This is a genomic window from Burkholderia sp. WSM2232 (assembly GCF_000472545.1).
Lineage (GTDB): Bacteria > Pseudomonadota > Gammaproteobacteria > Burkholderiales > Burkholderiaceae > Paraburkholderia.
Map to the genome: position 1 here is coordinate 136,682 of NZ_AWZV01000016.1, position 22,456 is coordinate 159,137.

The following is a 22,456-nucleotide window of genomic DNA, read 5'->3' on the forward strand; positions in this document are numbered from 1 at the left end:
GCGCAATGAATCAGATGCGAAGCACCGAAGAACTGTTGCAGCAGCCGATTGAAGCGATCATCCCGCATCGCGGCACCATGTTGCTGATCGACGGCGTGAACAGTTTCACCGATGAGACGCTGTGCGCGCGCGCCACGGTGCATGGCGATGCGTGGTACGCCGACGCAGAAGGCGCGATGCCCGCGTGGATCGGCATTGAGCTGATGGCGCAGGCCATCGCCGCGCACGTCGCGCTGGTGGCGATGCGCGGCGGCGGGCGGGCGCGGCCCGGCGTGCTGCTCGGTTCGCGCAGCTACAAGGCACTGCAACCGGCGTTTGCGCGCGGCGCGCAGTTGCTGGTTCGCGCGACGGAACTGCTGCGTAGCGACGAAGGCCACGCAGCCTACGAATGCACGATTCACGACGGCGACATGTGTTGCGCCGAGGCTGTGATCAAGGTGTTCCAGCCGTCCGATTTTCAGTCATTCATTGAGGGGAGTTTCAGTTCATGAGCCGGCGTGTTCTCGTTACCGGCGCAAGCCGCGGCATTGGCCGCGCGATTGCGTACCAGTTGGCCGCCGACGGCTTCGAGGTGTCCGTGCATTGCCGCACGGGACGCGCCGAAGCCGAAGCGGTCGCAACGGGCATCGCCGCGAAAGGCGGCACTGCGCGCGTGCTGCAGTTCGACGTGCGCGAACGCGCCGTGTGCCGCGAAGTGCTCGAAGCGGATGTCGCCGCACACGGCCCGTACTACGGCATAGTGTGCAGCGCGGGCGTGACGCGCGACGCCGCGTTTCCCGCGCTCACCGAAGAAGACTGGGACGTGGTGATCGAAACCGGTCTCGACTCGTTCTACAACGTCGTGCATCCGCTGACCATGCCGATGGTGCGCGCACGCAAGGGCGGGCGCATCGTGACCATCGCGTCGGTGTCCGGCGTGATGGGCAATCGCGGCCAGGTGAACTACAGCGCGGCGAAGGCGGGGCTGATCGGCGCGACCAAGGCGCTCGCGGTGGAACTCGCGTCGCGCAACATCACCGTGAATTGCGTGGCGCCGGGGTTGATCGAAACCGGCATGCTCGACGAGATGCCGCTCGAGCACGCACTCAAAACGGTGCCGATGAACCGCGTCGGTCAGCCTGCGGAAGTGGCGTCGGTGGTCGGCTTCCTGATGTCGGACGCGGCCTCGTATGTCACGCGCCAGGTGATCGGCGTCAACGGCGGGATGGTCTGATGAAGCGAGTCGTCATTACCGGCATGGGCGGCGTCACGGCGCTCGGCGACAACTGGGACGCCATCGAAGCTCGCCTGAAGAGCGGCGCGAACGCGGTGCGGCGCATGCCCGAGTGGGACTACTTCGAATCGCTGCATACGCGGCTCGCGTGTCCGTTGCCCGGCTTCGTCACGCCCGCGCATTATCCGCGCAAAAAAACGCGTTCGATGGGGCCCGTCTCGCTCTATTCGGTGCGCGCCAGCGAACTCGCGCTAGCCGACGCGGGCCTTGCCGACGACGCCAGCATCAAGGACGGCCGCATGGGCGTCGCGTATGGTTCGTCGTCGGGTTCCGTGCAGCCGATTCGCGCGTTCGGCACGATGCTCGAAACCGGCTCGATGAGCGACGTCACGTCGAACAGCTACGTGCAGATGATGCCGCACACGGCCGCCGTCAACGTGAGCCTGTTCTGGGACCTGAAGGGGCGCATCATTCCGACCTCGTGCGCGTGCGCGTCGGGCAGCCAGGCGATCGGCTACGCGTATGAAGCGATTCAGAGCGGCAAGCAGACGCTGATGCTCGCAGGCGGCGCCGAAGAACTGTCAGGGCCGGCCGTTGCCGTATTCGACACCTTGTACGCGACCAGCACGCGCAACGACGAGCCGCACCTCACGCCGCGTCCTTTCGATGCCGCGCGCGACGGCCTCGTGGTCGGCGAAGGCGCGGCCACGCTGGTGCTCGAGGAATACGAACACGCGCTCGCGCGCGGTGCGCGGATTCATGCGGAAATCGTGGGCTTTGGCTGCAATTCCGACGGCGCGCATATGACCCAGCCGACCGCCGAAACGATGGCGCTCGCCATGCAGCTTGCGCTCGCGGACGCGCAGCTTCCGCCCGAGGCCATTGCCTACGTGAACGCGCATGGCACCTCCACCGATCGCGGCGATATTGCCGAAAGCCATGCGACCTCGCAGACGTTCGGCGAGCGCATGCCGATCAGTTCGCTCAAGAGCTATGTGGGCCATACGCTCGGCGCCTGCGGCGCGCTCGAAGCGTGGTGGACCATCGAGATGATGAAGCGCAACTGGTACGCGCCTACGTTGAATCTGCACGACGTGGACCCCGCTTGCGCGCCGCTCGACTACATCGTCGGCGCGGGCCGGGAGATCGATGCGCAGTTCGTGATGAGCAACAACTTCGCATTCGGCGGGATCAATACGTCGCTTATCTTCAGGCGCGTTCAATGAGCGTGAAGCTGCAACGCGTGGTGGTGACCGGCATGGGCATCGCGTCGTGCCTCGGCAACACGCTCGACGAAGTGTCCGCCGCATTGCGCGCGGGGACATCGCGTATAGAACGGATCGACGCCTGGCGCGAGCGCGGTTTCGCCTCGCAGGTGGCGGGCGTTGCTTCGCTTGCGAACGAGCCGCCGTTCGAGCGCAAGCTCGAGCGCTTCATGGGCGACACCGCGCGCCTCGCCTGTCATGCCGCGAGGAAGGCCATCGACGATGCAAGGCTCGACGCCGCCATGCTGCGCTCGCCGCTCGCGGGTGCGGTGATCGGCTCGGGCGTCGGCAGCATGGCGAGCTATGACGCGGCGATGACGGTTGCGCGCACGCGCGGCGTCGAGAAAGTGCCGCCCTACACGGTGCCGCACGCGATGAGCAGCACCGCTTCGGCGAATGTTGCCCAGGTGTTCGGGCTAGAGGGCGTCAGCTATTCGCCGTCGTCGGCATGCACGACCTCGGCGCTCGCGATTGGCCAGGCGATGCAGCTGATCCAGACCGGCCGCCAGCAAATCGTGTTGGCGGGCGGCAGCGAGTCGCTGCACGACAACATGACGCTGATGTTCGACGCAATGGGCGCGCTGTCGCGGCGTTTCAACGACACGCCGCAACGCGCGTCGCGTCCTTACGACAGCGCGCGCGACGGTTTCGTGATCGCGTCGGGCGGCGGTGTGCTGGTTCTCGAAGCGCTGGACCACGCGTTGGCGCGCGGCGCGCGCATCTATGCGGAACTAACCGGATTCGGCGATTGCACCGACGCCGGCATGGTCACGCCGCGCGCGGCGGGCATCGCGCGTGCGATGCGCGGGGCGCTGAGCCAGACGTCGCGCGGTAAAACGGGCGGTACAACCAGCGGCATGAGGAGCGGTACAACGAGCGGTACAACGAGCGGCATAACGGGTGGCTTAACGAACGACATAGCCGGAGAAGCCGCCGCGCGCCCCGACTACATCAACACCCACGCGCCCTCCACGCCGCTCGGCGATGTAGAGGAACTGCGCGCGTTGCAGCAGGTGTTCGGCAGCGAACCGGGGCACGGCCTGCCGGCGTTTTCGTCGACCAAGGGCATGACCGGGCATCCCCTTGGCGCATGCGGCGCACACGAGGCGATCTACACGTTGCTGATGATGCGCGACGGCTTCATCGCGGGAACGACGGGAATAGAAACCGCGGAGCCGCAAACGCACGGCATGCCGCTCGTGCGCGAGACGCGCGAGGCGCGCATCCAGACGGCCATGTCGCTGTCATTCGGCTTTGGCGGAAGTTGTGCAAGTCTGATGTTCGAAGCATGGCAGGACGGCTGAACCGGCCGCAATTTAAAACAACGAGGGCAGAACAATGAAAACGACCATTAAACGGGCCGCAATGCTGAGTGCATTGACGATTGCAGCGGCGACACTAGCGGGTTGCGCGACGCAGGTGAAATCGCTGCCGCTCGCAGCGGCGGGTGGCGAGTCGCGCGGCGGCGTGCCGGTGTATTTCGGCGAGCAGAACCATCCCGCAGTGAAGACGGATCTCGGCAACGTGTCGTACTCCGTGCGCATTGCCCGCAAGGTCGCGGCTCCCGACGAAGCATGCCGCGAAGCGCTTGCCGAAGCTGTCGGCAAACTGCGCGCGGCGGCACGCGAGCGCGGCGCGAATGCCGTGATCGACATCGGCACGCGCTTTCACAGCAGCGAGAGCAACTCGTCGCGCGAATTCACCTGCGGCGTGAGCCCGAGCGCGGCGGCCATCGCTGTAAGCGGAAAGCTCGTGCTGCTCGAAGCGAACTGAACCGCTCTCGTGCCTGTGCAGTAAATGTGGAATCGTAAAACTAACAACAACCGTGAAGGAGTATCAATGAAACGCCATCTGATGTTCGTTACACTCGCCGCTTCGTTCAGCATGCTAGGCACCGCACCGGCGTTCGCGCGCGACACCGTGGCCAACTATCCGATCGAACAGGCATTGCACAGCGAGCCGGGCAAGGTGAGCGACGATATCGCGCTGTATTTCGCGGGCCAGCGTCATCCGGCCGTGGTGAAGAGCATCGGCGAATTCGCGACGAACAAGAAGACGAACGCGTTCGGCAAGAGCGATGAGGCGGCTTGCCAGCACGTGTTCCTGTCGGCGGTGATCGAGTTGCAGGAACGCGCGCGCAAGGAGGGCGGCAACGCGGTGATCAACATCAAGAGCAACTACAAGAACGAAGTGCGCGAGAGCGCGACCGAGTTCACGTGCGGCGCGGGCGCCGTGATTGCCGGCGTCGCGCTGAAGGGTGATGTGGTGACGCTGCGCAAGTAAGCGGGCAGGCGCGTGGCCGTGGGATCGGCGGGATGCGATTGGTCTGAGTTCAGGCGGCCGCAACTGGAGCCGCCTGAATTCAGCCGTGGATTCAGGCGGCTTGAGCGAACGGCCCGAACCGAAGCGGCTTGGATCGACGCTGCGCGAACCGAAGCGGCATGGATCGAGGCGGCCCGAACCGAAGCGGCATGGGTCGAAGCAGCCCAAACCGCAGCTGCACAGATCGATGTGGCCTGAACCGAAGCGGCCCCAACCGGAGCGACCCCAACCGGAGCGACCTCCCTGTCATACACGGCGCTTCAGTCAGTCTTTATCGCCGCGACATTGACGAGCGTCTCCCGACGTTTGCCGGGTTGCGGACGATACAGGCCGAGCCGTTCCAGCAGGCCGAAGTCTTTCGCGCGGCTCCACCAGAGGTAGGGGAACGAAACATTGCGCGTTGTAAAGCTGAAGCCGCCGCGACGGATCATGTCGAGGTAGCCCTCCGCGCTTTTTTGCACGTGCATGGGATGGCGAAACAGCAGCCGGATCACCCACGATTTGATATACGCGTCGGTGGATTCGGCAAAGAGAAGCACGCCGCCTGGCTTCAGTACGCGGCGAAACTCGGCGAGCGCGCGCTCCTGCTCGACGAGATGATGGAAAGTCTGGTGGCAGAACACGATGTCGGCGCTTGCATCGGGCAGCGGCAGGTCCCCGCAGTCTCCGTGCAGCAATTCGATGTCGGCGACCCGATCGCGGCAGGCACGCGCGGCGTTGGCGGCAAGCGCGAGCGAAGGCTCGTGATAGTCGATGCCGACAATGCGGCGCGGTTCGAACGCGTGGGCGAGCAGACGGAACGAGATGCCCTGTCCGCAGCCCGCGTCGACGATCACCGGGGCGGTGGGCAACGGCGTGTCGATCAGACGCTTGAGGTCGTTAATGGCGACGCGCAACACATGGTGTTCCCACGTGTGGGTGCGCAGGAACCAGATTCCGAATGCGGTTTCCGGCACGAACGGCACGGTGGATGTGTGAGACGGCGACACGCTGGGCTCCCCGGGAAAATGGTCTGTTCTGTTAGAGATGCAATGTAACAAGGCGTAAGGATGCAGCGGAATGCTGCGCCGGGCAAGCAAACGATTGAGGCAAACTTGGGTACACATGTCATGAAGCACACGGCGGTCGACGTCGTCATCATCGGTGCAGGACCGGCCGGGGCGGTTGCGGCCGCGTTGTTGCGCAAGGCGGGCCGCTCGGTGCTCGTGCTGGAGCGTCAGCACTTTCCGCGTTTTTCGATTGGCGAGAGCCTGTTGCCGCAAAGCATGGCTTACCTCGAAGAGGCCGGCATGCTGCAGGCGGTGGTCGAAGCGGGCTTCCAGTACAAGAACGGCGCGCAATTCGTGTATCGCGACCAGTCGTCGTCGTTCGACTTTCGCGACAAGCATTCGGCGGGCTGGGGCACGACGTATCAGGTCGAGCGCGCCGTGTTCGACGAAATCCTGATTCGTTGCGCGGCCGAACAGGGCGCCGAGGTGCGCTTCGGCCATACCGTGCAGGCAGTCCACACCGAAGGCGCCGCGCCGCTCGTCGACGTGAGCGACGAGGCGGGCCATGCGTACCGGATCGAAGCGCGCTTCGTGTTCGACGCCAGTGGTTTTGGCCGAGTGCTGCCGCGACTGTTGAATCTCGAGGCGCCCACGCGCATGCCGACCCGAGCCGCGCTCTTCTCACATGTGTACGACGGCCTCGCGGCCGGCGCGAGCGATCGCAACAAGATCTGCGTGGCCACGCATCCCGAGCGCCGCGACGTGTGGTTCTGGATGATCCCGCTTGCGGGCGGACGGTCGTCGGTGGGTTGCGTCGCCGAGTCGAGCTTTCTCGACGTGCCGGAAAGCGAGCGTGAGGCGAAGCTGCGCGCACTCATCCGCAAGGAGCCGACGCTTAACCGCCTGATCGGCGACGCGCCGTTCCTGATGCCGGTGCGTCACATTGGCGGCTATTCGGCCAATGTCGAACGTCTGCATGGGCCCGGTTATGCGCTGCTCGGCAACGCGGGCGAGTTTCTGGACCCGGTGTTCTCATCCGGCGTGACGATTGCGCTGCGCTCCGCGCATCTGGCGGTGCAAACGTTGAACCGTCAACTCGACGGCGAGCCGGTCGACTGGACGGCGCAATACGACGTGCCTTTGCGCAAGGGCATCGACACATTCCGCGCGTTCGTGGAGCGCTGGTACACGGGCGAATTGCAGGACATCATTTTCTATCCGGACCAGACGCCATCCATTCGCCGCATGATCAGCGCCGTGCTCGCCGGGTATGCGTGGGACGAATCGAACCCGTATGTCGCCGATCCGGTGCGCAGGCTCAATGCACTGCACGAGGTGTGCACGCAGCGCTAGGCGCGCTGCGGCACAGCCTCAGGCGGGAACCTGTGCGAGATGCGCGAGATGCGCGATGCCGGGCGCACGCTCGCGCACGGCGTCGCGGCGATGCACGCGTTTGCCGGCCGCATACGTCTCGTAGACCGCGCGGTCGTCGCCGAGCAGCGCGAATGCGAACAGCAGTTCTTCGAGCGATTCGGTGCGCGCGGTGCGGCGCGCGAGCAGCGGCGTTGCTTGCGGATCGAGCACCACGAAGTCCGCTTCGGAGTCGGGCCTCAGCGTGCCGACCTTGTCCGCGAGGTCGAGTGCCTCGGCGGCGCCCGCCGTCGCCAGATAAAACATGCGCGTGGCCGTCAGATGATGGCCGGTCAAACGCGCGACCTTGTGCGCCTCGTTCATGGTTTGCAGCATCGAAAACGAGGTGCCCCCGCCCACATCCGTTGCGAGCGCAACCGGCATGCCGGCTTCGTCGGCCTTGTCGAAGTCGAACAGGCCGCTGCCGAGAAACAGGTTCGACGTCGGGCAATGCGACGCGACGGTGCCAGTTTGCGCCATGCGTTCGCGGTCTTGCGCGTCGAAATGAATGCAGTGGCCGTACACCGCACGGCGGCGCAGCAGGCCGTAGTGATCGTAAATGTCCAGATAACTGCGGTGGCCTGGAAACAGGCTGTTGACCCACTTCACCTCGTCCAGGTTTTCCGCGACGTGGCTCTGCACGAACACGTCGGCATGCTGGCGCGCCAGCACGCCGCATGCTTCCAGTTGCGCTTCTGTCGAAGTCGGCGCGAAACGCGGCGTGAGCGCATACATCTGGCGCCCGCGGTTGTGCCAACGGCCGATCAGCTCCGCGCTGTCGTCATAGCCAGATTGCGCGGTGTCGCGCAGGAACTCCGGGCAATTGCGATCCATCAGGACCTTGCCCGCGACCATGCGTAGATTGCGCGCTTCGCTTTCGCTGAAGAGCGCGTCGGCGGATTGCTTGTGGACCGTGCAATAGACGAGCGCGGTCGTCGTGCCGCACGCCAGCAGTTCGTCGAGAAAGAAGCTCGCTGTGTCGCGCGCATAGGCCTCGTCGGTGAAGCGGCGCTCGGTCGGAAAGGTGTACGTGTCGAGCCACGGCAACAGACCCGGCGCGGGCGACGCGATCATGTCGGTCTGCGGATAGTGGATATGCGTGTCGATGAAACCCGGCACGATCAGCTTGTCGCGCATGTCCTGCACTGGCGTGCCCGGCGTCAGTTGCGGCGCGAGCGCGGCATAGGCGCCGGCCGCGACCACGTGGCCGTCTGCGACGATCAACAGGCCGTCTTCATGGAAGACGGCCCCCTCGGGCGAGCGCGACGGATCGCCGTCGAAAGTCAGCAGTTGCGCGCGAAATGCGGATTGGGCCGCCTGGGTGGATGCCTGTGCCGAGTGATTCATGAATAAAGCGTCTCCGAACTTAAAAACGAGGCAGCGCGGCGAGTGGTTCCGTTCTGCGGTTCGTGAGGAAACCGCCGCATGCGCTGCGATACGACGGCGCCGTCAATGCGGGCCGCTTTGATTCCAGTAGGCGTCCAGCTTTGCGATCAACTGCCCGCGCTGCTCAGGCGTCACGAACGAAGCTTCGAAGCCGTTGCGGATGATCGTGTAGACCTCGGCGTCGTCGAGCTTCAATGCGTCGATGGTGGCCGCATAATTCGCGTTCACGTAGCCGCCGAAATACGCGGGATCGTCGGAATTCACCGTGACGGCCACGCCGCGATCGAGCAGGTCCTTCAGCGTGTGCTTCGTCATGTCGTCGAACACGCACAGCTTCAGGTTCGACAGTGGACACACGGTCAATGCCACGCGCGTGTCGGCCAGACGCGTGACGAGCGCGGGGTCTTCCACGCTGCGCACGCCGTGATCCACGCGATCCACCTTGAGTACGTCGAGCGCTTCGTACACGTACGAGGGCGGCCCTTCCTCGCCCGCATGCGCGACCAGCTTCAGGCCGAGCGCGCGCGCCTGCGCGAACACGCGCTCGAACTTCGAAGGCGGATGGCCGCGCTCCGACGAATCGAGCCCGACGCCGATCAGACGATGCCTGTACTGCTCGAACAAGGGCCGCGCTTCTTCGAAGGTGGCGAGCGCATCTTCCTCGGACAGATGGCGCAGGAAGCATAGGATCAGCTTGCTTGTCATGCCGCGTTGTTCGGCCTCGGCAAGGGCACGCTCGATGCCGGCCACCGCCGTTGCAATCGGCACGCCGCGTTCGGTGTGCGTCTGCGGGTCGAAGAAGATCTCGCTATGAATCACGTTGTCGGCGAGACAGCGCTCCACGTACGCCATCGTCATGTCGTAGAAGTCCTGCTCGTGCAGCAGCACGCTTGCGCCGGCGTAGTAAATGTCGAGGAACGATTGCAGATCGGTGAACGCATAGGCGGCGCGCAAAGCGTCGATGGAGTCGTACGCGAGCTTCACGCCGTTGCGCCTCGCGAGCGCAAAAATCAGTTCGGGCTCAAGCGAGCCTTCAATGTGAATGTGCAGCTCGGCCTTCGGCGCGAGCATCGCTTTTTCAATGAGTGAAGCAGAGGTTGTTCGATTCATGGTCGGTCAGGAGATATAGGTTTTTCGCGCCGCTCTGTGTGATGCCGGGCCGCCGCTCGTCAAGCCTCATCAATTTTGATCAAGCCCGTCATGCCCGATCACGCGGTTTGCGCCGCGCGATGCTGGCTCGCGTTTGCTTGCACCGCTTGCAGCAACTGCGCCGCCGCGGAGATCGCAATGATCTCCGGCGACTTGTCGAGAATGCCGTCCACGCCGAGCGGACACTTCATTCGTGCAATCCGCGTCGGGTCGATGCCGCGCGCGGCGAGCCGGTGCTCAAACTGCTTGCGCTTGCTGTGCGAGCCGATCATGCCGAAGAACGCGAAGTCGCCGCGCCGCAAGATGCGCTCGGCGAGTTCGAGATCGCGCGTATGGTTGTGCGTCATCACGATGAAGTACGTGTTCGGCGCGGCCTCGTCGACGGCTTGGTCCGGTGCGTCGTTGGCATCGATCTTCACGTTATGCGCGTGCAGCGATTCGACGGCCGGGAACTGCGCGTCGCGTTCGTCGACCCAGCGGACCGTGCACGGCAACGTGGCCAGCACGCGAACCAGCGCCGCGCCCACGTGCCCCGCGCCGAACAGCACGACGGGAAACTCGCCAGGCGCAATGGTTTCGGTGAGCAACGCGCCGCTGTCGTCGAAACCGGCGCCGTCCCACAGCAGGCAGTCGGCGGCATCCACGCCGGGTTCGGGGTCGGACAGCATCACCGCGTCCGGCGCGGGGCCGAATGATACGCTACGCACCGTCGATTGACCCGCGGCCACGCGTTTCGCGAGCGACGTGACCCAGCCGAGGTCGCCCACGTCGAGCCGCTCGAACGCGAGTATCACCGCGCCGCCGCAGCATTGCCCGAGGCTCGGGCCGAGCGCGAAACGCTCGAGCCGGCGCATATGCGGCGAGCGCGTGCCGTCGCGCAACACCTGGCGCGCGGTCTCAATCGCTTTCCATTCCAGATGGCCGCCGCCGATCGTATGCTTCGCTGAGTCGCGTGTGACGATCATCTTGGTGCCGGCCTCGCGCGGCGCCGAACCTTCGACGCGCGCGACCGTCACCAGCACGGCAGCGTCGCCGTGCGCGAGCAGTTGTTGCAGGTCAGGTAGCCAGGCTTGCATCCGGCGGTTCTCCATGCAGGGCCGCGCACGGTGTCCGCGCGGCCGGTTGGGTGTGGCGCAATGCGTCGGCATGGCGGCGGGTGTTCATGGCGGCGACTTTCATGATGCGGTTCTCCATGCGTCAGCCCGGCGCCGTTTCAGTGCTGCCCTGAGTCGCGGCTTGCGACGAAAACGCGTGCTCATCGCCTGCGTTGCCTGCGCGCAGCGCGTGGAGCGCATCGAGCGCGTCGAGAATGGCTTCCGGCGTCGCAGGCGCGCGCAACGGCGGCGCAGGAAGCGGCGATAAGCCAGCCGACGGTACTGCTGCGGCAATCGCATCGCGGATCGCGAGAAACACCGAGAACGGCAGCAGCAGCGGCGGCTCGCCCACCGCCTTCGAGCGGAACACGGTGGGCTCCGCGTTCTGATTGCGATAGAGCCGCACGTTGAAGGCGGCGGGCGTGTCGCTTACCGCGGGAATCTTGTAGGTGGACGGCGCATGCGTCATCAGGCGGCCCTCGCGGTTCCACCAGAGTTCCTCGGTGGTGAGCCAGCCCATGCCCTGAATGAAGCCGCCTTCCACCTGGCCGAGATCGATGGCCGGATTGATCGACTGTCCGGCGTCGTGCAGCACGTCGGCGCGCAGTAGTTTCCATTCGCCGGTCAATGTATCGACCACCACTTCGGAGACGGCCGCGCCGTAGGCGAAGTAATAAAACGGATGACCGGTCAGCGTTTTCGCGTCCCAATGCACTTTCGGCGTCGCGTAGAAACCGTCCGACCACAACTGCACACGCGCGAGATACGCGGCGCCGACCAGTTGCTCGAAGGGCATCGCGCCGCCGTTCACCGACACCTCGCCGTTGGCGAAGCGCACGTCGTCGGCGTTGCCGCCGAGCTGTTGCGCCGCGAGTTCGGCGAGTCTGGCGCGGATGGTGCGCGCGGCGTCTTCGGCGGCCTTGCCGTTCAGATCGCTGCCGGTGGAGGCCGCGGTCGCGGACGTGTTCGCGATCTTCGACGTATCGGTCGCGCTCACGCGCACGCGCGAAAGCGGCAAGCCGAATTCGTTGGCGACGACCTGTGCGACCTTCGTGTTGAGCCCCTGGCCCATCTCCGTGCCGCCATGATTGACGAGCACGGAGCCGTCCTTGTAGACGTGCACGAGCGCGCCGGCCTGATTCAGGAACGGCACGTTGAACGAAATGCCGAACTTGACCGGCGAAAACGCCAGGCCGCGCTTGAGTACCGGGCTCTTCGCGTTGAATGCGGCGAGCGCTTCGCGGCGCGCGCGGTAGTCGCTGGAGTCGAGCAGTTGCTCGGTGAGCGGCGCAAGCACGTTGTCTTCCACGCGCTGACCGTAGGGCGTCGTGTCGCGTTCGCCGCTGCCGTAGTAGTTGGCCACGCGCACGTCGAGCGGATCGCGATTCAATTGACGGGCGATGCTGTCGAGCATCACTTCCATCACGAGCGCGCCCTGCGGTCCGCCGAAGCCGCGAAACGCGGTGTTCGACTGCGTGTTGGTCTTGCAGCACAGCGCGACGATGTCCACATCCGACAGGTAATACGCGTTGTCGAAGTGGCACACGGCGCGCGTCGCGACGGCGCCCGAAAGGTCCGCGGAATAGCCGGCGCGCAATGCAATTTCCACGCGTGCGCCGAGAATGCGGCCGGTTTCGTCGAAGCCGGCTTCGTATTCGTAGATCGCATCGTGCCGCTTGCCGGTGATCATGAAGTCGTCGTCGCGGTCGGCGCGCAGCTTCACCGGCCGGCGCAGCACCCTGGCCGCGAGCGCGGCCACGCACGCAAACAGCGCCGATTGCGATTCCTTGCCGCCAAAGCCGCCGCCCATCCGCCGGCATTCGCACACCACGTTGTGCGCGGGCCAGCCGAGCATATGCGCGACCACCTGTTGCATCTCGCTTGGATGCTGCGTCGAACTGTAGACGAGCATGCCGTCCATCTCTTTCGGCACTGCGTATGCCACCTGGCCTTCCAGATAGAACTGCTCCTGGCCGCCCACTTCGAACGTGCCGCTGATTCTATGCGGCGCGGCGGCGATCTTCGCCGCCGGCTCGCCGCGCGTCAGATGCAGCGGCGGCAGCACGAACTGTCTGGCGGCCTTGGCCTGCGCGGGCGTGAGGATCGCTTCGAGCGGTTCGTAGCGGATCACGTCGTCGCTTCGGGCGAGCGCCGCTGCGCGACGTGCCAGCTCGTGACTTTGCGCGATCACCGCGAACACGGGCTGGCCTAGATACAGCACTTCGTCCACGGCCAGAATCGGATCGTCGTGCAGCACGGGGCCGCAATTGTTTTCGCCGGGGATGTCCTCCGCGGTGAGCACGGCGACCACCCCAGGCGCGCGTCGGACCGCGTCCAGGTCCATCGACACGATGCGCGCATGCGCGTGGCGCGACAGACCGAGCGCCGCGTGCAACGTGCCGTGGAGTTCGGCGATGTCGTCGGTATAGGCGGCTTCGCCGCTCACGTGCAGCGCGGCCGATTCGTGCGGCAGCGCGACGCCGAGCGCGGCGTCGCTTGCACGTGCGGCGGCCTCGCTTGCCGCCTGAGCCGCTGGCGGCTCTTCGGCGCGTTCGACAAAAGCATCGGTGCGGTTCATCACGACGGCTCCTTCGCGATCGCCTCGGGCGCGCCGGCTTCGAATGCGAACACGTTTACGTCGAAGAGCGCGAGCGGCGCGTCGTCGCGCGTTTCCAGGTAGAAGCGCCACAGCAGGTTGCGCGCCACCTTCAGCCGATACGCGCTCGATGCGCGCATGTCGGTGAGCGGCTGGTAGTCGGCGGCGAGCGCATTCATGGCCTGCCGCGCGGTGGTTTCGTTCCACGGCGCGCCAGTGAGCACGGCTTCAGTCTGCGCGGCGCGTTTCGGCGTTGCCGCCATGCCGCCGAACGCGACGCGCGCTGTGTCGATCCCGCCGTCGCCGCGAACATGCAGCGCAAAGGCCGCGCAGACCGCCGAGATGTCCTGGTCGTAGCGCTTGGACACCTTGTATGTGCGAAAGCGCAGATGGCCCACTGGCCGCGGCACGCGCAGCGCGGCGACGAATTCGCCCGGTGCCAGCGCGGTTTTCTGATAGCCGAGGTAAAACGCGTCGAGCGGCAGCGTGCGCGTTCTGGTGCCTTGACGCAGCACGACTTCGGCGCCGAGCGCAAGCAGCGCGGGCATGGAATCGCCGATCGGCGAACCGTTCGCGACGTTGCCGCCGAGCGTGCCGGCATTGCGGATGGGCAGCGACGCGAAACGCGTCCACAGTTCCGCGAGTTCGGGATAGTCGGCGGCGAGCGCGGCATAGGCGTCTTCGAGCGTGACGGCCGCGCCGATGGTGAGCGTCTGCGCGTCGCGCTCGATGCTTTTCAGCTCGCGCACGTTGCCGATGTACAGCATGTCGCCGAGCTCGCGGAACTGCTTGGTGACCCATAAACCGACGTCGGTGCTGCCGGCGACGAGCCAGGCTTGCGGATGTTCGTCGCGAAGCCGCGCGAAGGCTTCGAGCGTGACCGGCGCGTAGAATGCCGGCGCGCCGAACGCGGCGCCGCGCGCGTCGGGCGCGCGGTACTCGAAGGTGTCGTTGCGTTGCAGTTCGCGCAGCGCGGCCACTACGGCCTGACGCTCGAGCGTCACGCGCGGGTATTGCGTGTAGTCGAACATTTTCTGCGCCGCGTCGACGATGGGCCGGTAGCCCGTGCACCGGCACAGGTTGCCCGACAGCGCAGTGTTGATTTCGTCGCGTGTCGGCAGGCCGGCGGCAGCCGGCTGGTCCTCGTACAGCGCCCACATCGACATGACAAAGCCGGGCGTGCAGAAGCCGCACTGCGAGCCGTGACAGTCCACCATGGCCTGTTGCACGGGATGCAGCGTGCCGTCGGCGGCGCGCAGGTCTTCCACGGTGAAGAGCGCCTTGCCGTCGAGCGTGGGCAGGAACTGGATGCAGGCGTTGACCGCCTTCAGCGCGAGCGCGCCGTGTGCGTCGAGTTCGCCGATCACCACGGTGCAGGCGCCGCAGTCGCCTTCAGCGCAGCCTTCCTTGGTGCCGGTGCAATGCAGGTCTTCGCGCAGATGCTGCAGCACCGTGCGCGTCGCGGGTACGCCCGCGACCTCGTGGACGGACCCCTGGCGATAAAAGCGGATGGTTTGCGTTGTCATGGCGAATCCGAAAGACAGTGCGGACCGGGCGCGCGTTACGCATGGGGTCGCACCAAAGCCGGCCTCGCGCACGTAGATCGCCATCCAGATCCGAAGATAGCATTCCCGCGCCCCAAAAATATTTCCGATGTCCAATGAAGCTTATGCGGAACTAGCAATGAGATAAGTCCGATTTGTGTCGGATTCGCGCGAGGCGGAGAAGTTGCGTCGGGGAGGGGCGCTGCTGCCGCGGTGGCGCCAAGAGGGGAGATGGGGCAGGCAGCAGACGGGGCAAAGGCGGGACAGGTGCGACAGGTGCGACAGGTGGGACAGGCGGAAGAAGCGGAAGAAGCGGAAGGGCAGAAGCGGCGTCCGTGCGACCCAGCAAAGCCCGCGACGGCTGCGCCGTCGCGGCGGCTCAGGGCGGCGATGAAAGCGCCCCAAGCCGCAAAAAACCGCTTACGACGCGCGCCCGCGATTGCGCACGAGACTCAGCACCAGCGGCACGAAAGCCAGCACGAAGCCGACCAGCGCCCACATCGGCAACGTCAGGCCGAGAATCGGCGGATAGGCGGTTTCGCACAACCCTGCGACCTTGAACACGCCGGGCAGCCAGTGCGCAGGCGGCAGGCTGTCTACCACCGGCTGGAGCGCGTCGAAGCCGCAGCTAAAACCCGGATTCGCCTGCACATACACGTGCCGCGCCGCCGTCACGATGCCGGCGAGCGCCGACAAGGCCGCCATGACTTCGAGCAGACGCACGCCGCGCCAGCTGTTAAAGCGCGCGCCGAGAAACGCGAAGATTGCGATCAGAAGAAAGAAATAACGCTGGATGATGCACAGCGGGCACGGGTCTTCGTGCTTGAAATACTGCAGGTACAGGGCGCCGGCCACCAGGCCGACACAGATCAGGCCCAGCAGGACCAGCAGGGAGCGCTCGCGGCGCAGCATCGCATTGTCGTTGTTCATGGATCGTGTCGCTGTCGAATAGCTGTCGTGTAGCTGTTGTGTGGCTAGGGTGTTCCTGCCGGTAAGCAACAGGGCGGTGCCCGCGATTCTAGCGCGAACCCCCGCCGCCACGACGCCATGCGCGCACGCGCGCCTCCATGCCGCAGGGCCGTCAGCGGATCGCGTTGAGCACCGCTTCGGCGCCGCGGCCGATGGCGAGCAACGCGTCGTCGGCGTGGGGCGCGCCCGCCAGCATCAGGCCCACCGGCGCGTCGCCGCGCAGATGGCAGGGCAGCGACAGCGCGCAGGCGTCGAGGAAATTGAACACACCCGGATTGCGCAGGATGAGCGCATTGGTGCGACCGAACAGGTCGTCGTCCGCAACCAGTTCGGCGACGCGCGGCGGCACCACCGGCACGGTGGGCGCGACCACGGCGTCAAAGCGCTGCCACAGTGTGCGCGCGGCTTCGGCGAGCATCGCCTCGCGTTCGGCGAGCAGGTCCAGATAATCGGCGGCACTGGCGGGCTGCCCCTTGAGAATGCGCACCAGCACGCGCGGGTCGTATTGCTCGCGATGCTTGTCCAGCAACGGCCTGTGCCATGCATACGCCTCGATCGGCGAAAAGCCGAAGCGGTTGATGTCCTGCAGACGGTCGAGCGGCGCAAAGCGCACCTCGCTGACAATCGCGCCCGCCGCTTCCAGGTGTTTGAGCGCGGTGTCGACGGCGGCCGCGACCGCGGGCTCGACGCCGTCGGTGACGTAGTTGGTCAGCACCCCCAGACGCACGCCTTCGAGCGGGCGGGTGGCCGGCACGCGCGGCTCGAGGCCGGCCAGCATGCGGTCGACCAGTGCGCAGCACGCGACCGAAACGCCGATCGGGCCGAACGAATCGAGCGTTGGCGAAAGCGGCACGCCGCCTTGCTTCGGAATGCGCGCGGCGGTCGGCTTGAAGCCGGTCAGGCCGCAAAGCGCGGCCGGAATGCGGATGGAGCCGCCGGTGTCGGTGCCGAGCGCGACGGCGGCCATGCCGTCCGCGACGGAAGCCGCCGCGCCCGACGACGAGCCGCCCGAAATCCGCTCGTCGCCCTTGACGTCGCGCCGGTACGGCGACAGCGGGTTGCCGTAGTGCGGATTCAGGCCCAGCCCGGAAAACGCGAACTCGCTCATGTTGGTTCGTCCGACGATCACCGCGCCCGCGCGTTTCAGGCGCGCGACCGCGACCGCGTCCTGGGTGGCGGGCGGCGCGTCGGCGAGTACCGTCGAGCCGGCGCGCGTGCGCTGGCCCTGGATGTCGAACAGGTCTTTCACCGACACGGGAATGCCCGCGAGCGGCGAGAGCACCGTGCCGGCCGCGCGCAGGCGGTCGTGCGCGTCGGCGGCCTGGCGCGCGCCGTCGGCGTCGACGTGCATGAAGGCGAGCGCGCCCTGGCCGGCCGGATCGGCGATGCGCGCGAGCGCGGTCTCGACGAGCGCGCGGCTGGTGGTGCGGCCCGCGGCGAGGTCGGCGGCGAGTTGGGCAAGCGGCGGAAAGGGCGTGAATTCGGTGGCCATGGTGTCGTTCGTCCGTTTGACTGGGTGAAGCCGCCCGGGTGTCGTTACCGAAGCGCAGCGAAGCGGGCGGATTCGATGCGTGATACTCAGATGCGGCTTAGATGCGGCTCAAGTGCGGCTCAGATGCGACTCAAATGCGTGCGGGTCAAATGCGACTGAAGAGCGTCGCGCGGAATGCCTCGATGTGTTTCTGCACCGAGCGCCGTGCGCCTTCGGCGTCGCGCTCGCGCAGCAGGCGGAACAGTTCGAGGTGTTCCTCGTGCACGTCTTCGAGATGATGTGGCTCGGAAAGCGAAATGAACCAGAAGCGCAGCGAGCGCTCGTGCAGCCCGCGCAAAATGTCGGCGAGCACAGCGTTGCGCGAGGCGGCCGAAATGGCCAGATGAAACTCGCGGTCGATATCCATCATGCCTTCTATGTCGTGCGCGGCGACGCAAACGGCGGAGCGTTCGAGCAGTGCCTGCATCGCGTCGTAGTCGTGCTGTTGCGCGTGGCGCGCGGCGAGCTCGACGCAGTAGCTTTCGTTGACGAGGCGCACGTCGATGATCGCCAGCACGTCGTCGAGCGAAACCGGGCGAACCATGATGCCCTTGCGCGGCATGATGGTCAGCATGCCTTCGTGCACCAGCCGGTGCAGCGCCTGATGCACCGGCGTTCTGCCGATGCCGGTCAGCGCCATCAGCTCCGCTTCGTTGAGCACCTCGCTCGGCCGCAGGCGCATCGTGATGATCTCGCGCTTGACGAACGCATAAGCCTGTTCGGCCAGGCTCGCATTGGCGGTCGCGCGGGTGGGCTTCGATGGGCGGGCGGTCTGCAAAAGCGTCATGTGAAAAAGGAGCGGACGGGGTTCGTCCGCGCATTGTAGAGCAAGGTAGAACGGGTTCCGGTGCGATCAGCGTGGACTGGCGGCAGGCTTTGCAGCGGTGCTTACGCTCTCTCCGGCAGGCCCGTCGTTGCGTGCTGCACTTTCACGCGCGGCATCATCAGCGTGACGAGGCCGCCCACGATCAGCGCGCCCGCGATCAGCACCAGTCCGAACGTCACGCTGTGCGTCGCGTCCTTGACGATGCCGAGCACATACGGGCTCACATAACCGGCAAGATTGGCGATCGAGTTGATCACGGCGATGCCCGCGACGGCGGCGGTGCCTTGCAGGAAACTCGTCGACATCGACCAGAAAATACCGAAGCCCGCCAGAATCCCGACATACGCAATCGACAAACCGGTCACGGCAAGCGGAATCGAATTCGTGACCGAGGCGCTGCCGAGCAGCCCCACGGCGCCGATAAAGCAGCACACCGCATAGTGCCAGCGTCGCTCGCCCGTCACATCCGAAGAGCGGCCGATCAGAATCATGCCGATGCCCGCCGCCAGATACGGAATCGCGGTCACGAATCCGTTGGTGACGAGGTTCGTCACGCCGAGGTCCTTGACGATCTGCGGCAGCCAGAACGAGAAGCCCGCGTTGCCGGTGACGAGGCAGAAATAGATCAGCGTGAGCAGCCAGAAGCGGCCGGAGCGCAGCGCCGCCGCGAGACTGTGTTCAGCGCCTTGCGCGGCGGCTGCTGCGTTTTCGCGTGAGAGGCGGGCGAGGATCACGCGTTTCTCGTCGTCGCTCAGCCATGCCGCTTCGGCGGGCGTGTTGCGCAAGACCGCAAGCGCCCAGAAGCCGGCGAGTATCGACGGAATGCCTTCGATCAGGAACATCCACTGCCAGCCGCGCAAGCCATGCGCTTCGTGCAGCGCCGACATCAGGAAGCCCGACAGCGGCGCGCCGATAATGCCCGCCACCGGAATCGCCGCCATGAACACCGCAACCATGCGCGCGCGGCGATCGGACGGAAACCAGAAGGTCAGATACAGCACCACGCCCGGCACCAGTCCCGCTTCGGCGACGCCGAGCAGAAAGCGCAGCACGTAAAACATGGTCTCGCTGCGCACGAACATCATCAGACAGGACAGCAGGCCCCACAGCATCGTGATGCGCGCAATCGTGGCGCGCGCGCCGAACTTCTTCAGAAGCAGATTGCTCGGCACCTCGAACACGAAATAGCCGAAGAAGAAAATCCCTGCGCCGAGCCCGTATGCCGCGTTGGACAGACCCAGGTCGCCGGTGAACTGCAGCTTCGCATACCCGATGTTGACGCGATCCAGATACGAGAGCACGTAGACGAGAAACAGGAACGGCATGATGCGCCACGTGATCTTGCGGATGGCGGCGGCTTCCAGCGAGGCGTCGAGGGACGCGTCGGCGGCGAAGGGCGAAGGGTTGCTCATGAATGCCTCGTTCGACAATGGCTCATTCCACAATGGATAAGGCGCGCACGCGATACGCGTGGCGCAGCGTGCGCTGCAAAACGGGGTCGTGCAATTCGAGTTCGAGCGCGTCGCCGTCGGCCATGCCGACAATGCCGCCTTGCACCGCGAGCGTGCCGCAGAACATGGCCGCGCCCGCTGTGAGCGGCGCGCGCGCGAGCAGGTCGGCGGCAGACAGCAGCGACGCGACGCTGCCCTGCTGATAGACGCGCCGCTCGCCGTTCGCCACGGCACAGGCGCGCAACTGCAGTTGGTCCCAGTGCTCGCGGACGTCGTCGAACAACCAGGCGTCGCGCGCCACGGGTTTTGGGCACACCTGTTTGGAGACGGTCACGCCGTAGGCTTCCACTTCGCGGTCCGTGTGGTCCGAGCCGACGGTGACGAGCAGCCCGGCGTCCGACTGAAGCAGCACGCATTCGGCCTCGCCGCTCGACTTCGTACCGACCACGTCGATCTGTTGCGCTTGCGTGAGCAGTTCGGAGCCGAGGCGATAGAAGCACGGGGTCGTGGAGGGCCGCTTCACGCCGAGTTCGGCAAGCTCCGCAATGTGATGTTCGATGGCCGCCTGGTCGCGGCCGGCCCAGCCGGCAATGGTCAGACGCTGTACCTCGATAACTGCGGCGCGCGTGGCGCCAGAACGTTCCGCGACGTTGAAAGACAGTTGCTGCATCCAGTGACTCCCTAAAATATGCGGCAAATATTATTGTGATATTTCACAGGCGTCCAGCGTGTCAAAAAAGAATCGCGGGCTTCTCCGCCCCAAAGCGCGGTCGCTGCGGGCAGGGCTGCGGCCGGCGGCTGTTACACTCTTCGCGGACATTACTTTTTTGTAAGGAAGGAGTGCATGCACGAAGGAATCGGCTTCATTCAGGATCTGGCGGTCGTGATGGCGCTCGCCGGCGTCGTCACCGTGCTGTTCCATCGCCTGAAGCAGCCGGTGGTGCTCGGCTACATCGCGGCGGGCGTGATCATCGGGCCTTACACCCCGCCGTTCCAGCTGATTCACGACGAACAGACCATCAAGACGCTCGGCGAACTGGGCGTGGTGTTCCTGATGTTTTCGCTCGGTCTGGAATTCAGCTTGCGCAAGCTTTTCAAGGTGGGCGCGACGGCGGTGGTCGCGGCGCTGTCCGAAATCGTGCTGATGCTGTGGCTCGGCTACGAGATCGGCAGCGCGTTCGGCTGGAGCCCGATGGATGCGCTGTTCCTCGGCGCGATCCTCGCCATTTCGTCGACCACGATCATCGTCAAGGCGCTGTCCGAACTCGGACTGAAGCGCGAGAGCTTTGCGCAGCTCGTGTTCGGCATTCTGATCGTCGAGGACATTCTCGCCATCGCGATGCTCGTGCTGCTCTCCGGCATTGCGCAGACGGGGCAATTGAGCGCGGGCGTCGCGGTCGTCACGCTCGGCAAGCTGCTGCTGTTCATGACGGTGTCGCTCGTGGTCGGCATTCTGCTGGTGCCGCGCGCGCTCAATTACGTCGCGCGCGCCCGCAGCGACGAAATGCTGCTCGTCGCGGTGCTCGGCTTCTGCTTTGGCTTCTGTCTGCTCGTCGTGAAGCTCGATTACAGCATTGCGCTTGGCGCGTTTCTGATCGGCGCGATCATGGCCGAGTCGCGGCATCTGCATCGTATCGAGCATCTGATTGCGCCGCTGCGCGACGCGTTTTCCGCGATCTTCTTCGTGACCATCGGCCTGATGCTGAACCCGGCCGTGCTGGTCGACTATGCGTGGCCGATCGCGGTCATCACGGCGGCGGTGATCGTCGGCAAGATCGTGTCGTGCGGGCTCGGCACCTTTCTCGCGGGCAAGGACGGACGCACGGCCATGCGCGTGGGCATGACTGTTTCCCAGATCGGCGAGTTCTCGTTCATCATTGCGTCGCTCGGCTTGACGCTGAAGGTGACGAGCGCGTTTCTCTATCCCATCGCGGTCGCCGTTTCGGCGTTGACGACGCTCTTCACGCCCTACCTGATCCGCGCCGCCGATCCGCTCACGCGGCGTGTCGCCAATGCGCTGCCGCGCACGCTCGTCAACGTGTTCGGCATGTATAGCCAGTGGCTCGGCAACCTGACCACCGCCAGCGGCGAGCCGACCCTTTTCAGCATGACCCGCCGAATCATCCTGCAGATTGCGGTGAATCTGGCTCTGGTAGCCGCGATCTTTCTGATGGTGTCGTATGGTGCGCCCTTTATCAGTGGCTTTCTGAGCCGTTGGATCAGTGCGGAGCCGCTGCAGCGCGCGGTGCTGTGGAGCGCTGCGTTGCTCGTTTCGATGCCGTTTCTGGTGGCGGTCTATCGCAAGACGAAGTCGCTCGCGTTGCTGCTTGCCGAGGTGAGCGTGCAGCCGGCGACGGCGGGGCGGCTGACGCGCGCGCTGCGCTACGCGATAGCTGATCTGGTGCCGGTGGTCTGCATGGTCGGGGTGTTTCTGCTGGTGGCCGCGCTTTCGGGCGGCATTCTGCCGCCGACCGGGCTGCTCGCAGTGGTGCTGATCTGCGCCGCGCTGCTGCTCGCACTCGTGTGGCGCTGGTGCGTGAAGATTCATGCGGCCATGCAGATCGCGCTGCGCGAAACTTTCGACGAACAACCCGATCCCTAAGTTTGACGGGATTGGGCGGCGCGGCCGGACAATGTGAGCAATTGTGTGCGCGTTTGCCCGCCCCGGCACGCTGGCGGATAATCAGGGCATATTCATTCGTTCGCGTGAA

General features: G+C 65.5%; 19 protein-coding genes. 8 read left to right on the plus strand and 11 right to left on the minus strand.

The window, feature by feature from the left end; all coding sequences use genetic code 11:
- Positions 1 to 5 precede the first annotated feature (5 nt).
- The 6 genes from F757_RS0116685 (at position 6) to F757_RS0116710 (ending at position 4,761) form a co-directional block, all read left to right on the plus strand.
- Positions 6 to 491, plus strand: coding sequence for a hotdog family protein (locus F757_RS0116685; RefSeq protein ID WP_027212383.1), 486 nt, complete (start codon positions 6 to 8; stop codon positions 489 to 491).
- Positions 488 to 1,213 carry a 3-ketoacyl-ACP reductase FabG2 gene (locus tag F757_RS0116690; RefSeq protein ID WP_027212384.1) on the plus strand — a complete coding sequence of 242 codons (726 nt, stop codon included), beginning with the start codon at positions 488 to 490 and terminating at the stop codon, positions 1,211 to 1,213. Before F757_RS0116685 ends, F757_RS0116690 begins: the two co-directional genes overlap by 4 nt.
- Positions 1,213 to 2,439, plus strand: a complete 1,227-nt coding sequence (locus tag F757_RS0116695; RefSeq protein WP_027212385.1) for a beta-ketoacyl-ACP synthase — start codon at positions 1,213 to 1,215, stop codon at positions 2,437 to 2,439. Before F757_RS0116690 ends, F757_RS0116695 begins: the two co-directional genes overlap by 1 nt.
- On the plus strand, positions 2,436 to 3,782 hold the full coding sequence (locus F757_RS0116700; RefSeq protein WP_027212386.1) for a beta-ketoacyl-[acyl-carrier-protein] synthase family protein: 1,347 nt from the start codon (positions 2,436 to 2,438) through the stop codon (positions 3,780 to 3,782). The genes F757_RS0116695 and F757_RS0116700 overlap by 4 nt, the downstream gene beginning before the upstream one ends.
- Positions 3,783 to 3,816: 34 nt before the next feature.
- Complete coding sequence (locus F757_RS0116705; protein ID WP_035466990.1) at positions 3,817 to 4,251, plus strand: signal peptidase; 435 nt, start codon at positions 3,817 to 3,819, stop codon at positions 4,249 to 4,251.
- A gap of 66 nt (positions 4,252 to 4,317) precedes the next feature.
- A complete protein-coding gene (locus F757_RS0116710) occupies positions 4,318 to 4,761 on the plus strand; it encodes an excinuclease ABC subunit A (RefSeq protein ID WP_027212388.1) in 444 nt (147 codons plus the stop codon).
- A gap of 299 nt (positions 4,762 to 5,060) precedes the next feature.
- On the opposite strand, the gene F757_RS0116715 is transcribed toward F757_RS0116710, so the two are convergent.
- Positions 5,061 to 5,789 carry a class I SAM-dependent methyltransferase gene (locus F757_RS0116715; RefSeq protein ID WP_027212389.1) on the minus strand — a complete coding sequence of 243 codons (729 nt, stop codon included), beginning with the start codon at positions 5,787 to 5,789 and terminating at the stop codon, positions 5,061 to 5,063.
- A gap of 120 nt (positions 5,790 to 5,909) precedes the next feature.
- Here F757_RS0116715 and F757_RS0116720 point away from each other — a divergent pair, with 120 nt between their 5' ends.
- Positions 5,910 to 7,142 (plus strand): NAD(P)/FAD-dependent oxidoreductase, encoded by a 1,233-nt coding sequence (locus F757_RS0116720; RefSeq protein ID WP_027212390.1) that lies wholly within the window; start codon positions 5,910 to 5,912, stop codon positions 7,140 to 7,142.
- A gap of 18 nt (positions 7,143 to 7,160) precedes the next feature.
- On the opposite strand, the gene guaD is transcribed toward F757_RS0116720, so the two are convergent.
- From guaD to F757_RS0116770, 10 genes are all read right to left on the minus strand, one after another.
- Positions 7,161 to 8,546 (minus strand): guanine deaminase, encoded by a 1,386-nt coding sequence (gene guaD / locus F757_RS0116725; RefSeq protein ID WP_027212391.1) that lies wholly within the window; start codon positions 8,544 to 8,546, stop codon positions 7,161 to 7,163.
- A 102-nt stretch (positions 8,547 to 8,648) separates the two neighbouring features.
- The gene (locus F757_RS0116730) at positions 8,649 to 9,656 is read right to left on the minus strand and encodes an adenosine deaminase (RefSeq protein ID WP_442856647.1); all 1,008 of its coding nucleotides are present in this window, start codon (positions 9,654 to 9,656) and stop codon (positions 8,649 to 8,651) included.
- Between the two features lie 137 nt (positions 9,657 to 9,793).
- Positions 9,794 to 10,810: a xanthine dehydrogenase accessory protein XdhC gene (xdhC, locus tag F757_RS0116735; RefSeq protein WP_027212393.1), complete on the minus strand. Its 1,017-nt coding sequence runs from the start codon at positions 10,808 to 10,810 to the stop codon at positions 9,794 to 9,796.
- A 121-nt stretch (positions 10,811 to 10,931) separates the two neighbouring features.
- Positions 10,932 to 13,406, minus strand: a complete 2,475-nt coding sequence (gene xdhB, locus F757_RS0116740) for a xanthine dehydrogenase molybdopterin binding subunit (protein ID WP_027212394.1) — start codon at positions 13,404 to 13,406, stop codon at positions 10,932 to 10,934.
- A complete protein-coding gene (gene xdhA / locus F757_RS0116745; RefSeq protein ID WP_084530933.1) occupies positions 13,406 to 14,950 on the minus strand; it encodes a xanthine dehydrogenase small subunit in 1,545 nt (514 codons plus the stop codon). The genes xdhB and xdhA overlap by 1 nt, the downstream gene beginning before the upstream one ends.
- A gap of 438 nt (positions 14,951 to 15,388) precedes the next feature.
- Complete coding sequence (locus F757_RS0116750) at positions 15,389 to 15,898, minus strand: disulfide bond formation protein B (RefSeq protein ID WP_027212396.1); 510 nt, start codon at positions 15,896 to 15,898, stop codon at positions 15,389 to 15,391.
- A 151-nt stretch (positions 15,899 to 16,049) separates the two neighbouring features.
- A complete protein-coding gene (locus tag F757_RS0116755; RefSeq protein ID WP_027212397.1) occupies positions 16,050 to 17,429 on the minus strand; it encodes an amidase in 1,380 nt (459 codons plus the stop codon).
- Between the two features lie 145 nt (positions 17,430 to 17,574).
- Positions 17,575 to 18,255, minus strand: coding sequence for a GntR family transcriptional regulator (locus F757_RS0116760; protein WP_027212398.1), 681 nt, complete (start codon positions 18,253 to 18,255; stop codon positions 17,575 to 17,577).
- A gap of 101 nt (positions 18,256 to 18,356) precedes the next feature.
- Entirely contained in the window at positions 18,357 to 19,706 is a 1,350-nt protein-coding gene (locus tag F757_RS0116765) for an MFS transporter (RefSeq protein WP_035467001.1), read from the minus strand.
- A 22-nt stretch (positions 19,707 to 19,728) separates the two neighbouring features.
- On the minus strand, positions 19,729 to 20,415 hold the full coding sequence (locus F757_RS0116770) for a DUF2848 domain-containing protein (protein WP_027212400.1): 687 nt from the start codon (positions 20,413 to 20,415) through the stop codon (positions 19,729 to 19,731).
- 174 nt (positions 20,416 to 20,589) lie between these two features.
- Between F757_RS0116770 and F757_RS0116775 the strand changes: the two genes are divergently transcribed.
- Positions 20,590 to 22,347, plus strand: a complete 1,758-nt coding sequence (locus F757_RS0116775) for a cation:proton antiporter (protein WP_027212401.1) — start codon at positions 20,590 to 20,592, stop codon at positions 22,345 to 22,347.
- Positions 22,348 to 22,456 lie beyond the last annotated feature (109 nt).